Source organism: Microcoleus sp. S13_C5 (assembly GCF_036700845.1).
GTDB lineage: Bacteria > Cyanobacteriota > Cyanobacteriia > Cyanobacteriales > Microcoleaceae > Microcoleus.
This window is the reverse complement of record NZ_JAUBPR010000037.1, coordinates 21,218-35,929: the sequence shown is the minus strand read 5'-3', so window position 1 is coordinate 35,929 and position 14,712 is coordinate 21,218. Positions and strand designations below refer to the sequence as shown.

The window sequence follows — 14,712 nt, the reverse complement described above, 5'->3', positions numbered from 1 at the left end:
CTGAATTACTTACTACCATAATTAGACTACTTTTTTTCATCGGCTACCAAGATTATTCTAGTTTCCTCTTCTGGTATTTTCCCCAACTCCTCGCCGTTAAAAGGATTGTAGAAAAATGAGCCTGTTTGGGGAGGCAATTTGGGATTGAGTACAATTTCTACTATACTTTTTACAACCCCAGTGAGCGGAATTGCCAGGATAACTCCCAACAATCCTCCCACTCTACCTCCTAACAGCAAAGCTGTGAAAATAATTACCGGACTCAATCCGGTGAGATTGCCCATGATTCTGGGAGCTACTAAATTATCCTTGATTTGCTGGAGACCGATCGCCACTACCAACACTTGCAGCGCCAGCCACCAATCAATAAAGGCTACAATTATACTAACAGTGCCAATTCCCAAAGTTGCTCCAATAAACGGAATTATTTCCGTCAATCCTATAAACACGGCAAACAACAGAAAAAACGGAACTTGCAGCCACCAAAAAGCCAGAGTTAGCGAGATGGCCATAAATAGTCCCAGCAATAACTGTCCCGATACAAATCGCTGGAGGTTTCGCTGCAAAGTCTCTGTTAAAACATAGCGAATGTCTGGGGAAAAAATGCTGGTCAAACCCTGCCACACTCTTTGCCCGTCTAGGAGCATATAAAAGGAAATCACCACAATAAAAATCAAGTCCAAAAACCAGTTGACAGTACCGACAACTAAGCCTAAACTCGTACCTGCGATCGCCTGGACTTGTTCCTGTACTTTCGCTGATAACTGCTGCTCCAATATTTGCACGTTAAACGGCAAATTGCGCTCGGCACTCCATGCTTGAAATTCAGCTAGCTGCAGTCGCCCCGACTCCAGCAAATCCGGGAACCTCACCCCCAACTGTCTCGCTTGGCTGAACACGGGCGGCACAATAGTTAAACCGATTACTACTACTACCACACCTGCTGTTAAATAAACCAGCCCCGCGGCTACTCCCCGAGGCAAAAATACTTGGAGTCTGATTACTGCATAGTTTAATAAAAATGCAATGAGTCCCGCTGTTACTAAAATGCTGACCAGTTCCCCAACATAACTGACAGCAGTCAGGGTAAACCATCCCGTCACTAGCATTAGTAGCCAAGTAATTAGAAACTGTTGGACGGGAGAAAAGATGCTATTCATTGTGATTTTTTTTAAATAAAGTGGCACAATTTTCTCAGCAGATGTGCCGTATTATACAATAAACACATGAGAGTATAGGTTAGGAATAATCAGTTCAAGATTAGACTGACTTTTCTCAGCATTGATAGATAGGTGACGGCCAAGCCAGTTGGGGAGAGACAATGCTAGCCCGATCGCCCCCACGATCGCAAATCACCCTAATATTCAGTATGCCCCAGAGGCCGATCAAATTAAAAGTCGATCGTACAAACTCGGATCAATTCGCCATTGTAAGGTGAAAGGGCACCACACTCACCCAAAAGCGGCACGCGGGACTGCTGAGGCCATCCGCTAAAATGAATCAAATATAAAAACTGCAATCTTTCTTTACAATAAAAAAAACCAAAGGCTAATAGCGGGGAGAGGAACTACCATGACTAATCAAGTTTTTTCAGAAGCAGAAGAAAAGCAACCAGTTCCCCCCGTGCAGAGCGGGCGCGACAGGAACTCAGCAGTGGATGTAACTGAAAGTGAAGTCTCACAAAACTCTCGCTGGCAATTCTCCGCTGAGGAAGATGAACGAGAAGTTGCGCTGTAAGTTCCAGAAATGGAGGGGGAACAAGTTTGGGAACCAGAAGCAACTGAAGTTGGGCCCGGCAAACAAATCAGGTGGCTGGCCTTGTTGGCGGGCGCAATATTCATTTTTTTGACTCACAGTCAACAGTCAACAGTCAACAGTCAACAGTCAACAGTCAACAGTCAACAGTCAACAGTCAACAGTCAACAGTCAACAATCATGGGATATCTGTTCGTAGCGGCAACCTCACGGTAAACGTTGCTCCTTCTCCCTCACCCGAACTTGTTGCACTAACCGTACCGCCGTGGAGTTCTACTAAATGACGGACGATCGAGAGTCCTAGGCCCAATCCACCGTCTCTGCGAGTGTAGCTACTATCCGCCTGACGGAAGCGATCGAACACATAGGGCAGAAAATCAGGGTGAATGCCTTTACCAGTATCGCTAATTTGGATTTGAGCCATGCCATCAATGTAGTCTAATGCGATGTCAATTCTGCCTCCGGCTGGGGTGAATTTAATCGCGTTTGAAAGTAGATTCCACACCACCTGTTGTAAGCGGCTTGGATCGCCCAACACGCTTGGTTTTAAAGGACTTAGCCGGGATTCAACTTGAATATTTTTGGCTTCTGCTGCCAAACTAACCACCTCCATCGCATTTTTAACCAGTGGATGCAGCTCAATTGCAATAGCATTGAGCCGAAACTGACCTGTGCTAATCCGCGAAACGTCTAATATGTCATCGATGAGCTGGTTTTGTGCTTTGGCGGCGCGCTCCATCGTTTTTAGCGCCTCCTCGATTTTAGGCTGGTCAAATTTTTTCAGGCGCAGCAACTGTGTCCAGCCAATGATCGCATTGAGCGGCGTCCGCAGTTCGTGAGAGAGGACGGACAAAAACTCATCTTTGATGCGGTTGGCGTCCTCAGCAGCCGCACGAGCCAATTGTTCTTGAATCCGAAGGCTGCGTTCTGTCTCTAACTGTTTTTGCTTGGTGATATCCTCGATCGCCAACAGAATCATCTGTGTATCGCCGATGGGAGGCATTTTGCGGCCATTGAGCAGCATTATTTTATGCCCGATATGCTCAAAGTCATGCTCGACCTCAAAATTGTGAAACTCGGTCTTTCCTGCCAAAATTTCTTCGAGGAGCGATCGCAACTTGGGAATATTCCACTGTCCATTACCTAGATCGAACAATGAGCGCTGCTCAGTTTGGCTCGGCATCACCTGAAACGTCTCGTAGAAAGAACGATTGGCAGTGATCGCCTGCAGGTTTAGATCCAGCACTAGCAAAGGTTCCCGGACGGTTTCTACGATCGTTTCGGCGTAGTTTTTCGCTTCCATCAACTGCTGGGCGGTGACTTTGAGAGCGTGGATATCCACCAACATCACCACCGCCCCATCAATTTTGTGGTCGATCGTCCGATACGGTCGAATATGCAGATCATACCAATGACCCTCTCGATCTTGAACCTCCTGAACTTTCAAATTGAGGGTGCGGATCACCTCTACAATCATTGGCTCTAACTCCGGCACTATCAACTTGTGAGTGATGTCGCTCAAACAGCGCCCGACATCGCTAGAAATCAAGTTGAAGATGCTTTCGATTGCGGGAGTAAACCGGCGGATTCGCAGGTCGCCTCCCACCATCAGAATCGGAATATTGATGGTGCCGAGCAGATTCTGTAAATCGTTACTCACCTGAGTTGATTCAACATTTCGCCGCTGCAATTCGTCATTAATCGTGTTCAGTTCTTCATTGGTTGCCTGAATCTCTTCTTTTGCGGTTTCTAGTTCCTCATTTGTACTTTGCAACTCTTCGTTGTTCGACAAAATCTCCTCATTGGCGGCTCTCAAATCTTGGTTAGCGGCTTGATGTTCTTGGACGATCGATTGCAGGTGGTCTTTTGTGATTTTGAGTTCTTCTTGCAGCCTCGCAATTTCCAAACTTTCACCCTCTAAAGTATCGGAGTTGACTTTACCATTGTTTGCAGCAGGCATTGCAGGGAGCGGTGGCTCGTCTTGAAACAAAACTAAAAAATAGTTGTTTGTCACAGCGCCTGTTGGGAATGGAATCACATTAATTTTGACCTGGCGGATGATCTCGTTTTCTCTAATTTGCAAGCCTTCGCGCACGCTCGGCAACTGCTGCTGGGAGGCCTGTTCTATTGCAGTGCGGAGTTCGACGCGCAATCCTTCTTTTGCCATTCTCAGCAAATTCAAGCTAGCCCTACCGGGAGACGGTTCTAGGTAGGCATTCGTCTGTCCTCGAAATTGCAGAATCTCCCTGGCTGTGTTAATCACGACACCGACAGGCGCATAGTGATTCAAAACAATGCGATCGGCCTGTTTCTCGATGTCGATTTCGTTTAAGGTTTCCGTCACCAGCGGTAGAGGATTGAGGATTGTCGCAGGATAGTTGCTAGCAGTTAAATCCATGCTGAGCCAATGCGACAGCAGTTTTTTAGTATAAATTTTGTTCTTTTTGTCTAATAGCGTAAACAATTCTGAAAAGTCACCAACCGTTTCCGAAGTGCCTAGCAGCAAAAAGCCCGCGGGCCGAAGCCCATAGTGGAAAATGGGCAGCAGCTTTTTCTGCAAAGGCGGGCCCAGATAGATCAGCACGTTCCGACAAGTGATCAAATCCATCCGGGAAAACGGCGGATCGCTGATCAGGTTTTGTTTAGCAAAGACGCAGAGTTCGCGCACCGACTGAGCGATTTGGTATCCGCCCTCGACTTGCACAAAGAACCGATGCAGGCGTTGGGGTGAAATATCCGCGACTTGGGCTGGCGTATAAAAGCCACGGCGCGCATGGGCGATCGCATTTTCGCTGATGTCTGTGGCATAAATCTGAATGGGCAGATCAGTAGCTCGATCTGCTAAAAACTCTAACAAGCAGATGGCGATCGAGTAAGCTTCTTCACCCGTTGAACAGCCGGCCCCCCAAATTCGGATCGGTATTTTCGACGATTTATCTTTAACGATTTCGGGAAAAACCTTGCTGCTTAAAGCCTCAAAGCTTTCGGGATCGCGGAAAAAGCTGGTGACATGAATGAAGACATCGTGATAAAGCGCCGTTACTTCTGTCGGGGTGTTTTGGAGATATTCGGCATAATCCTCGATCCGTTCCAGCTTGTACAGCAACATCCGCCGCTGCATCCGCCGCTTCAAGGTGGTTTGTTTGTAGTGAGTAAAATCAACTCCTGTAGCGGCGCGCAGCAAAGAGTATATTCTGGCGATCGCATCTTTAATGTCGATCGCATCTTCGCTGGTAGTCGATTCTGTCGCAGGTCGATCGGCAATGTAGGGATGACGGCCGATCTCTGCTATTTTCTCGGCAATTTTTTCCGGTGTCAAGATAAAGTCTACCTGACCCGTAGCCACCGCAGTGTTCGGCATACTGCTGACTTGTGCCGATCGTTCACATTGGGCAAAAGTAATACCGCCTGCAGCCTTAATCGCTTTTAACCCTTGGGCACCATCACCGTCGCCCCCGGACAAAACGACGCCGATGGCTTGGTTCCCGCGTTCTGCGGCGAGGGAAACCAGAAAAGTATCGACGGACATAAACACCCCGTGTGTGCTACCGCGAGGCGTTAGCTTCAGCACCCCTTGATCGATGGTCATGCTGACATTCGGGGGGATCACGTAGACCTGATTTGGTGCTATTTGCATCCCAGATGCCACCTCATCCACGGGCATCTGGGTCGATCGACCCAAAATCTCACTCAACACACTTTCCTGAGTCGGCAACATATGCTGAATTATTACAAATGCCATGCCCGTATCGATCGGCAAATGTCTGAGTAATTGGTTAAAGGCTTCCAATCCACCCGCAGAGGCTCCTATTCCGACGACTGGAAATAACTCGTTTTGATTGTTCTGCTGCTTTCCTTCAGCTTTGATATCAGCTTTAGGTTGAGATTTCTGGTAATTCTTTTTATTAGTCATTTTTTATACCGCCTATCTTGCTGTGTGAATTAATATTATGATGATAAATTTTTATTTATTATATATCTAAGAAATATAATAAACTCAAGGCTCAGGCATCTACCTGGGGATATATTGATTAGGCGCATTCTGCGCGAGCGATTTTCAAATTATTATTATTATTATTATTATTATTATTTGAGAGTTCTATTGCGTTGATAAAAGGGGAGAATTGTGAGGGTTAAAGTCTGTCAGAAATTCTACTAATTGTACTGTTGAAAGTAGAGCTAGAGTAAATTTACCACATTCTGCGATCGTCGTCGTAGCACTTCTCTGAATGTTGACCGCCACAGAGTCCAGTTCTCCTAAATCCGCCCACTCATCAAGGAACTTCAAACCCGAATCTTTGCCGCCCTTCTCCAGCAGTGGGACTATGGAGAAGCTGCGGGGAAAGAAAACAGTACAATTAAGTAGATAAAGTCAAAAAAGCAGCACACTCTACAAAACGGCAATTAATCTCATTTTGAGGAATGTTGCTGCCAGCGCAAAGGGGCTAGCGCCCCGTCAAGGTAAACTATCTCTGGATGATTTTCTCAGTGTTTCATCACTGCTTGTTGGGACATTTTTACCTTTTTAACCATTTTCAAGATATCGTCGTTCGGCTCTTGCCAATATTGCTCGAACTCAGCAATTACTTCCTAAACTTCTTCTGGTGTTGAAGCTTGAGTCTGTTAATTGGCAAACAAAATCTAATAACTGAATTTTTTTTAATCTTCCCAAAATCCGGCATTCCTTGCTAAAATTTTAAATAAAAGTAACAAAAATATATTTTAATTGGCTTAGGGAACTTAGGGAAATTCCAGCAGCGCTGCCAAGTTCGGATTCTCAAGACAGGCTGCGGGGGGTAACGGTTCAGAGAAAGTGCGATTCTGCGGTGGCGCTAGCGATGTTGGTGAGTAAAGTGAACGACGCGGAGTTGATGGTGCGCGATCGTTGGTGGCGATGGGATGGGGGCATAGTCAAACTGCGGACTCAATGGCTGCGCTGTTAAAAATGATGCAGTTCGATCGCGCGATCCGAAGCCGCTAGCTCTTTGTCAATGTTCGGAACCGAGGCGATTGCTGATTTAGTGGCAGGTTTTGACCGCGATGACAATTGGCTCGTCCCCACAGTATCATGGCTCCGTTGTGCGATCGGCGATCGCCCAAAATTGATTGTCAAAATGCTATACTCAAAATCAGAAAATAGTTGTACAATGTTTTTCTAGTCGTTTTTTACCGAGTCGCCTCCAAAGTCAAAGAAGGTGAAAACAAGTAAAAAACCCTAAGCGCGGGCGTAATTCAGTGGTAGAATGTCAGCTTCCCATGCTGAACGTCGTGGGTTCGAGTCCCACCGTCCGCTTTGACTGAATTTTCATAGAAGTATGGAAATTAATTAGTGCTATAAATTCAATCTATGGCTTCTTTCTTAACCGCTGCTTTATATAAGTTCGTTGAACTACCGGATTTTGCCGACCTGAAAGCACCGCTACTCGATTGTTGCAACAACAACAACGTCAAAGGCACTATCTTGCTGGCCGAAGAAGGCATCAATGGCACGATTGCCGGCTGGTCCGAGGGCGTACACGCAGTGCTGGCATTCTTGCGTAGTGACCCGCGTTTTACGGATCTGGTGCACAAGGAATCTTTCTCGGAAAAAGCACCTTTTTATCGCCTGAAAATACGCTTGAAGCGCGAAATAGTCACGATGGGAGTACCGGACATTAATCCCCGCCTCATGGCTGGCAAATATGTTAAGCCTGATGAGTGGAATAAGCTGCTTGACGATCCCGATGTTGTCGTGGTTGATGTGCGTAACGATTTCGAGGTATCTATGGGTACTTTTGAAGGCGCTATTAATCCCAAAACAAAAAGCTTTTCCGAATTACCTGAATGGGTGCTGCGGGAAACGGCTTTACGCAATAAACCCAAGGTGGCAATGTTTTGCACCGGTGGTATTCGCTGCGAGAAATCTACTGCTTTTTTGCGTACTCAAGGTTTTGAGGAAGTCTATCATCTCGAAGGCGGAATTTTAAAATATTTGGAAACGGTACCGGAAGCAGAAAGTCGTTGGGAAGGTGAATGTTTTGTCTTTGATGAACGGGTTTCTGTTGGTCAGGACTTAAAGCCGGGTAACTATGAACTTTGTCGCGGTTGTCGTCACCCGATTAGTCAGGAAGATAAGGCTTCGGAATTATTTATACTTGGTGTGAGTTGTCCTCATTGTCATGACTCCAAAACTGAAACCAAAAAACAAGCTTTATCTGAACGTCAACGTCAGATTGAGCTTGCTAAGCGTCGCAACCAAGTACATATAGGCGCGCGCTACGATGTGAAGGAAAAAGTAGATGGTGCGATCGACTAATATTATTATTCACTAAGCTCAAAGAAACCCCGTTTATACGAAAAATCTTGTTTAGCGACAAGAAATCTACGAACAAACGGGGTTTATGACCCGAAAAACCCGATCGTGCGATCGACTAATTATATCGTTTCCGGTTGCATCGGAATAATAAAATCGAGTCAACAGTTAACACTCAACCATTCAGTTTTTCGACACCTCTTTCTACAGTCAACAGTCAACAGTCAACAATAATTCCGGTGCAACCGGAATTGATATAATATGTCAGCAACATACCCGATTTTGTATTCCTTTCGCCGCTGTCCCTATGCTATGCGCGCGCGCTTGGCCTTGATGGTTAGCAATCGGGTGTGTGAGTTGCGGGAAGTTGTTTTGCGAGACAAACCACCAGAGATGTTGGAGGTATCTCCCAAAGGTACAGTACCAATATTGATTGATGTTGACGGGCGGGTACTCGATCAAAGTATCGATATCATGTTGTGGGCATTGAGACAACATGATCCTGAAAAATGGTTAATGCCACAGCAAGGTTCTGTTACAGAAATGCTGGAACTTATCGCTCTATTTGATGATAGGTTTAAATATCATCTTGACCGTTATAAGTACCCCGATCGTTATCCAGGTGTTGAGGCCCAAGTACATCGGTATGAAGGTTCTTTATATCTGGGCAGACTAAATGCACAGTTAAGCGCGACTAAATATTTGTTTGGTAACAATGTAGCATTGGCCGATATGGCGATCGCACCTTTTGTTCGTCAATTCGCTCATACGGATCTAGCTTGGTTCAACGAACAGCCTTGGCCTCCGCTACAAGCTTGGTTAGCAGCCTTCACAGACTCTCAAATTTATAGCAGTGTTATGCAGAAATACCCGAAATGGGAATCCGGTAATGCAGGCGTTGTTTTTCCTTGCTCGTAAATAGGTATTCTTATTCGCTGCCAGCATATTTATTGAATACCAAAATGTTAGTTACCATGCTAAACTTATTGTTTTCCGAATAGCAGATTGACTGTCATTTGACTAAAAAAGTGACGCAGGCGCAAATCGCATCTTGCTAATTTTTTTAAGGTGAAAGGATGTACTGTATTCTAGTAAGTATTGTCAGGCTGAAATTATGATTGATGTTGGTTCGTTAGTTCGATCGCCCCGAAACGATTTGGGAGTCGGAAAAGTTGTCGAGGTATCGCGTACCGATGCCGTAGTTGAATATTTTTGCTCAGTTAAAAACCGCATCCGCAAAACTGTGCCATTGGGTTTGCTGCAAGAAGCTAGACTTCAGCGCCAAACCCGCTGCTACCTCTGGAGTACAACTCAGGAAAGATGGATAATTGGGCGAGTTTATGACTGGGATGAAGATAAATTAGAGTACGAAATTGACCTCCCCGACAGCCAAAGTTTGCAAGCTGTTGAAACCGAACTTTACGTTCGCTGCAATATCCCGATCGCCGATCCGATCGACATTTTAGCAGTCAAAGGCCAAGAAACGCCGTATTTTCACGATCGCCGATTGGCATTTGTTCAATCTGCGATCGAACAGCGGGCCGTCAGCCGTGGCATGACCGGTTTAATTTCTGCTAACATAGACCTCTATCCGCACCAAGTTGAAGTCGTGCGGCGCGTCCTAGAAGACCCAATCGTGCGCTATTTATTGGCAGACGAACCAGGACTGGGAAAAACAGTAGAAGCCGGGACAATTCTCCGCCAATTTCTACTAGATGAACCCAACGGACGCGCTGTGGTTCTGGTTCCGAAATACTTGCTCGAACAGTGGCGGCAGGAGTTGGAAAATAAATTCTATTTGTCTCATTTTGCTGACCGAGTGCAGCTTGTTGCTGTTAGCGAAATCAATCAAATTAGCCGCAATGCCAACCTAGATTTTCTGATTGTTGATGAAGCCCATGATGTGGCGGCAATGGCAAATTCGAGCGATCGCGCTCAGCAGCAATCCTTTGAACTTTGTCAGAAACTAGCTCAGAAAAGCAAAAATGTATTGTTATTATCTGCAACGCCAGTTCTCGGCCGCGAGCAAGATTTTCTAACGATGCTGCACTTGCTAGATCCGACAACTTACCGTCTTGATGACCTGGAAAGCTTCAAAGAACAGGTGCAAAACCGTCAAGAAATCGGTCGCGCTTTGCTTGATTTCCGAGAAAATGCCAAGCCTGCTGTTTTGCAAACAAAACTCGCTCAACTTCGCACTCTTTTTGCCAAAGATGATTATTTAATCGGATTAGCAACAGAGTTAGAAAGTTGTTTGAAAACTAAAGAAACCGCAGAACAGGCTCGCCTTGTCCGAACTATTCGCACTCACGTTAGCGATACCTACCGCCTGCATCGTCGCATCCTTCGCAACCGCCGGGATGCGGTTGAAGATGTGATTTTCGAGCGAGAGGCTGTCCCCAAAACTGAGTATGATCTGAATGATGAACAGTGGTCGGAAATTCAAACCGTACTCGATAAATGGCGCACAGTCGCTCCCAAGTCGAGCGAATATCAGAGAATTTTTCTGCTATTTTTCCGCGCTTCCGGTACTTGGCTGAATGTTTTAGAACGGGTTGTCAAAGCTCGTTTGCAGAAAAAATCGACTCCAGAACTCGATCGCGAATTTGGACAAAATGACACGGCAATTTTGACCAAAACTGCGCTGTTTCCCGAAGAAAGGGAAATGCTGGAAACCTTGCTTAACACCCTGGAAAAGCCCCAGGAAGGACTCGATCGACTCAGTTTGTTACGAATTGCGGTTCTCCGATTTTTGGCAGTTGCTTTGAAGGTTCCGCGCGAGTATCACAGCAATCCTCGCGATTTGCTGTCGAGAATTCAACAGCAAATAAAACGACCGATTCCGGGCGAGCGTTTCCCGAAAATTGTGATTTTTACCAGTTTTACGGCAACTTGTAAAGAGATTGCGGAAAATTTAGCTAAAATCTTTGGTAAAAATGCGATCGCCAGCCATGACACGAGCAAATCGGCTGATGATGTTGAGGCTAGTCTCAAGCGGTTTAAGACTGAACCCCATTGTTTTATCTTAGTGTGCGATCGATCGGCGGAAGTAGGGGTAAATCTGCAATTGACAGATTGGTTAGTTCACTTCGATTTGCCGTGGTTTCCCAACCAGTTAGAACAAAGACTCGGCAGAGTCGATCGCATTGGCAGCAAAATGGGAGTGCAATTTTGTTTGTTTGCAGGCCCGGATTTGCCGGAGAGTCCCCACGAAGCTTGGTTTCAAGTTTTAAAAGATGGGTTTGATATCTTCAACAAATCTATTGCCAGCCTTCAGTTTTATGCTGAGGAAAAAATTCTCAAACTTGAAGAAAAGTTGTTTGCTGAGGGAGGCAAGGGCTTATCCAGCGAAATTGAAGCGATTAAAACTGAAATCGAACAAGAGAAAATCAAAATTGACGAACAGTACGTTCTCGATGAAATTGATACTCTTGATGACAGTGCATCTCAGTATTTTGAATCTCTCGACAACTGCGATGCTAAGCATAAAGAAATGCAGCGGGCTACTGAAGGTTGGTTGTGTCAAGCTCTTCACTTCAAACAAATCGAACATCCGAGTATATCGGGGTTGATGCGCTATAAACCTACTCAAAAAACGTTAATTCCCTCGAACGATTTGATGACCAGATTGGTTCCTTATTGCCAGCAATATGGCAGTTACAATCGCCGTATTGCTTATCAGAATGCGGATGTGGCTCTTTACCGCATTGGTGAGGGATTGATCGATGCAATTAGCTCTTATATTCGCTGGGACGATCGCGGTCAAGCTTTTGCCATGTGGCGGCATGATGAAAGTTGGGATGCGGAGCCCGGGAAGGAATGGTTCGGCTTCCAGTTTAATTATTCAATCCAGACTGATGTGCAGCCCGCCGAGCAAGTTTTGCAAGCACAAAACATCGAAAATTACAACTTAAAAGCTTTGCAGCGCCGCGCTGATGCTCTGTTTATCCCAACTTTTGAAACTGTATTTGTAGATGCTCGCAGCGAGCCGATGTCTCTGGTGGAAGATGGGGAAATTCTAGCGATTTTGCAGCGGGCTTATAAGGGGAAAGGGGGGCCGAATCGGGATTACAATTTGTCGAAAAATCGCACTTCGCTTATTGACAGTTTTGTCGATCCGCTAGAATGGGATGATTTTTGTCAAAAAGGGCGGGTGGTATCGGAGGAGTTGCTGCGCGGGCGATCGGCTTTTGTGGAAATGTGCGATCGATCTGCTGTCAGTGCGGCAATCCAACTCGAAAACCGGGTGAATCAATTGCAGTTACGATTGAATCGACTTTCTAAATCAGAACAACTTTTAGAATCGGTTTTGGCTGATGAAATCAATACCGAAAGTTTGTTGAGTCAAGCGGTTTTAGCTGGTATTCGCCGCCCAAACCTGACTCTCGAATCTGTTGGATTTATTGTGATTTCTGGGCGTCCTCCTGTAAAGTCGGAGGATGAAGGATAATTTGTTTGAGAGGGCGATCGCTCTTTTTGACCCGATTCGGAAGCACAGGCGAGACGCCCGTGCCACGATGAACGGATATGGATAAAAGGGCGATTCGTTTTATCTAAACTGCGGAAGTGACAGCAATTTTTAGCTGATGGGACTGCAAAAAGGGTAAGATAAAAGCAGTAGTAATGAGTAGCAGTGATTTAGTTAAAAGCAACGCTTCGACCTGACATCAAAGCGCGTCGATCGCATGGGAATTGAACCCCACAGCCAAAATGAAGAAGTCTCCGATAAAAATTCTGCTAGTAGAGGACGATGGATGGCTGAGTGCAACACTGGCAAAGCTGTTGGAAGCAAATCATTACGGGTTCGATCTGGTAAATGATGGACAAGTGGGCCTAGACTTGGCAGCAGCAATTGAGTATGACCTGATTTTGTTAGACCTGCAGGTTGCCAAACTAGATGGAATTAGTCTATGTCGGCAACTGCGATCGCAAGGCTACCACAAACCGATCCTGTTAATGACTGCAAAGGATTCAGATGCGGAGGTGGTGGCTCTTTTCGATGCGGGAGCCGATGATTACATCAGCAAGCCTTTTGCTACGGAAGTATTACTGGCAAGAATCCGAACTTTATTGCGACGCAGTAAAGCACTTTCCCCAGGAGGTTCTACTCAGAATTCAGCGGCTAATACATTGACTTGGGGAGATCTTTGTTTAGATTTAGAGTCTGGTAGAGTGACATTTGGCGAACAAATAATTTCACTGACAGCGAAAGAATATAATCTGCTGGAATTATTACTGCGAAATCCAGATCGCATCTTTAGCCGCAGTGCTATTTTGGATCGTCTGTGGGGATTTGATGACGCACCAACCGATCGCGCCATTATCACTCATATTAAAAATGTCAGAAAGAAACTAAATGTCGGCGGCTTAAGTGAAGAAATCATCGAAACAATTTATGGCATGGGCTATCGACTGAAACCGTACCCCCAATCTGCGCCCCTTAACTTCAACAAGTTGGTCACCGAGAGTACCGAAAAATATCAATCTCGCGGGGTAGATAAGTCCGAGAGCGACAAAGTTTTAGAGCGGTTTCGGGGAAGCTTCAACCAACAACTTGCTGTATTGGATCAGGCAAAAACTGCTCTATTAGCAGGAAAATTAAAAACAGAATTACAGCAAGCGGCAAAACATGAAGCTCATAAATTGGCCGGCTCTCTGGGATCTTTTGGTTATCCCGAAGGCTCGAAATTGGCACGCTCTGCAGAGCATTTGCTAATAAACGATCGCTCTTTCACTGCTGAGGAAGTTACCCGCTTCTCGGAAGTGGTGACAGGATTACAGCAGGAATTAGCCAAAACACCGATTAGATCAACGGCTGTACCAGTTTCTACTATTTCAATTTTTAACTATCGGGTTTTGGTAGTTGATGATGATGCTGCATTAACGGAGCGATTGAAAGTAGAATCCGAAGCTTGGGGATTTCGGATGAAAATTGCACCGAATATTACTGATGCCCGATCGCATCTTGCACTGTCAATGCCCGATGTGATGTTACTAGATTTAAGTTTTGCAGAGACAGAGGAAGATGGATTGACGCTACTGCGAGAACTGACGGAGCGATCGCCTACTCTTCCTATAATCGTTTTTACCGGACGAGATAGCCTTGCCGATCGCTTGGCAGTATCGCGCTTAGGTGCTAAGCAATTTCTCCACAAACCTGCAACCACTGAGCAAATTTTTCGAGCGATCGCCCGTGTTTTACCCAGTCCCAAAACTTCAGAAGCCAAAGTCTTAATCGTAGATGATGACCCTGTGATGCTGGTTAAATTATCAGCATTACTGACTCCTTGGGGACTTGAGGTGACAACTCTCAAAGAACCACAGCAATTTTGGGAGGTGTTAATTAGCACTGAACCTGATTTAGTAGTGCTGGATCTAGAAATGCCGATCGTCAGCGGCTTAGAATTGTGTCAGGTCGTCCGACAGGATATCCAATGGGAAAATTTACCGATTTTGGTGGTAACAGCCCATACCGCTCCAGAATCTCTGCAACAAGCCTTTGCAGCGGGAGCCGATGATTTTATTACCAAGCCGGTACTAGGGCCTGAATTAGTCACGCGGGTACTCAGCCGAATCAGGCGCAGTCGTCCTTTACTTAAGCCGAGAAATATAGGACTTACCCATAGCCTGAATATATAGTGTTTTGTAGGGGTTCTCCCCACGCC

10 protein-coding genes and 1 tRNA gene are annotated in these 14,712 nt (G+C 45.7%); 7 read left to right on the top strand and 4 right to left on the bottom strand.

Annotation, left to right across the window (positions count from 1 at the left end):
* Window positions 1-26: 26 nt before the first annotated feature.
* The gene (locus QUA04_RS12610) at window positions 27-1,160 is read right to left on the bottom strand and encodes an AI-2E family transporter (protein WP_333257473.1); all 1,134 of its coding nucleotides are present in this window, start codon (window positions 1,158-1,160) and stop codon (window positions 27-29) included.
* Between the two features lie 412 nt (window positions 1,161-1,572).
* Between QUA04_RS12610 and QUA04_RS12605 the strand changes: the two genes are divergently transcribed.
* A complete protein-coding gene (locus tag QUA04_RS12605; protein WP_333257470.1) occupies window positions 1,573-1,737 on the top strand; it encodes a hypothetical protein in 165 nt (54 codons plus the stop codon).
* 9 nt (window positions 1,738-1,746) lie between these two features.
* Entirely contained in the window at window positions 1,747-1,971 is a 225-nt protein-coding gene (locus QUA04_RS12600) for a hypothetical protein (protein ID WP_333257467.1), read from the top strand.
* Here the strand turns inward: QUA04_RS12600 and QUA04_RS12595 are convergent.
* From QUA04_RS12595 to QUA04_RS12585, 3 genes are all read right to left on the bottom strand, one after another.
* On the bottom strand, window positions 1,934-5,668 hold the full coding sequence (locus tag QUA04_RS12595; protein ID WP_333257465.1) for a chemotaxis protein CheB: 3,735 nt from the start codon (window positions 5,666-5,668) through the stop codon (window positions 1,934-1,936). The genes QUA04_RS12600 and QUA04_RS12595 overlap by 38 nt on opposite strands.
* A gap of 186 nt (window positions 5,669-5,854) precedes the next feature.
* Complete coding sequence (locus QUA04_RS12590; RefSeq protein ID WP_333257462.1) at window positions 5,855-6,043, bottom strand: hypothetical protein; 189 nt, start codon at window positions 6,041-6,043, stop codon at window positions 5,855-5,857.
* A gap of 651 nt (window positions 6,044-6,694) precedes the next feature.
* Window positions 6,695-6,868, bottom strand: a complete 174-nt coding sequence (locus tag QUA04_RS12585) for a hypothetical protein (protein WP_333257457.1) — start codon at window positions 6,866-6,868, stop codon at window positions 6,695-6,697.
* A 108-nt stretch (window positions 6,869-6,976) separates the two neighbouring features.
* Here QUA04_RS12585 and QUA04_RS12580 point away from each other — a divergent pair.
* The 5 genes from QUA04_RS12580 (at window position 6,977) to QUA04_RS12560 (ending at window position 14,686) form a co-directional block, all read left to right on the top strand.
* Window positions 6,977-7,048, top strand: a tRNA-Gly gene (locus QUA04_RS12580).
* A 54-nt stretch (window positions 7,049-7,102) separates the two neighbouring features.
* Window positions 7,103-8,050 (top strand): oxygen-dependent tRNA uridine(34) hydroxylase TrhO, encoded by a 948-nt coding sequence (trhO, locus tag QUA04_RS12575; protein ID WP_333257454.1) that lies wholly within the window; start codon window positions 7,103-7,105, stop codon window positions 8,048-8,050.
* A 258-nt stretch (window positions 8,051-8,308) separates the two neighbouring features.
* A complete protein-coding gene (locus tag QUA04_RS12570) occupies window positions 8,309-8,965 on the top strand; it encodes a glutathione S-transferase (protein WP_333257451.1) in 657 nt (218 codons plus the stop codon).
* Window positions 8,966-9,161: 196 nt separating this feature from the next.
* Entirely contained in the window at window positions 9,162-12,497 is a 3,336-nt protein-coding gene (gene dpdE / locus QUA04_RS12565; protein WP_333257449.1) for a protein DpdE, read from the top strand.
* A 260-nt stretch (window positions 12,498-12,757) separates the two neighbouring features.
* A complete protein-coding gene (locus tag QUA04_RS12560) occupies window positions 12,758-14,686 on the top strand; it encodes a response regulator (protein WP_333257446.1) in 1,929 nt (642 codons plus the stop codon).
* Window positions 14,687-14,712: the final 26 nt, after the last annotated feature.

What these genes read in the sequence shown, in the direction of transcription:
- QUA04_RS12610 (WP_333257473.1), bottom strand. Translation starts at nt 1,160, where the DNA reads ATGAATAGCATCTTTTCTCCCGTCCAACAGTTTCTAATTACTTGGCTA.
- QUA04_RS12605 (WP_333257470.1), top strand. Translation starts at nt 1,573, where the DNA reads ATGACTAATCAAGTTTTTTCAGAAGCAGAAGAAAAGCAACCAGTTCCC.
- QUA04_RS12600 (WP_333257467.1), top strand. Translation starts at nt 1,747, where the DNA reads ATGGAGGGGGAACAAGTTTGGGAACCAGAAGCAACTGAAGTTGGGCCC.
- QUA04_RS12595 (WP_333257465.1), bottom strand. Translation starts at nt 5,668, where the DNA reads ATGACTAATAAAAAGAATTACCAGAAATCTCAACCTAAAGCTGATATC.
- trhO (WP_333257454.1), top strand. Translation starts at nt 7,103, where the DNA reads ATGGCTTCTTTCTTAACCGCTGCTTTATATAAGTTCGTTGAACTACCG.
- QUA04_RS12570 (WP_333257451.1), top strand. Translation starts at nt 8,309, where the DNA reads ATGTCAGCAACATACCCGATTTTGTATTCCTTTCGCCGCTGTCCCTAT.
- dpdE (WP_333257449.1), top strand. Translation starts at nt 9,162, where the DNA reads ATGATTGATGTTGGTTCGTTAGTTCGATCGCCCCGAAACGATTTGGGA.
- QUA04_RS12560 (WP_333257446.1), top strand. Translation starts at nt 12,758, where the DNA reads ATGAAGAAGTCTCCGATAAAAATTCTGCTAGTAGAGGACGATGGATGG.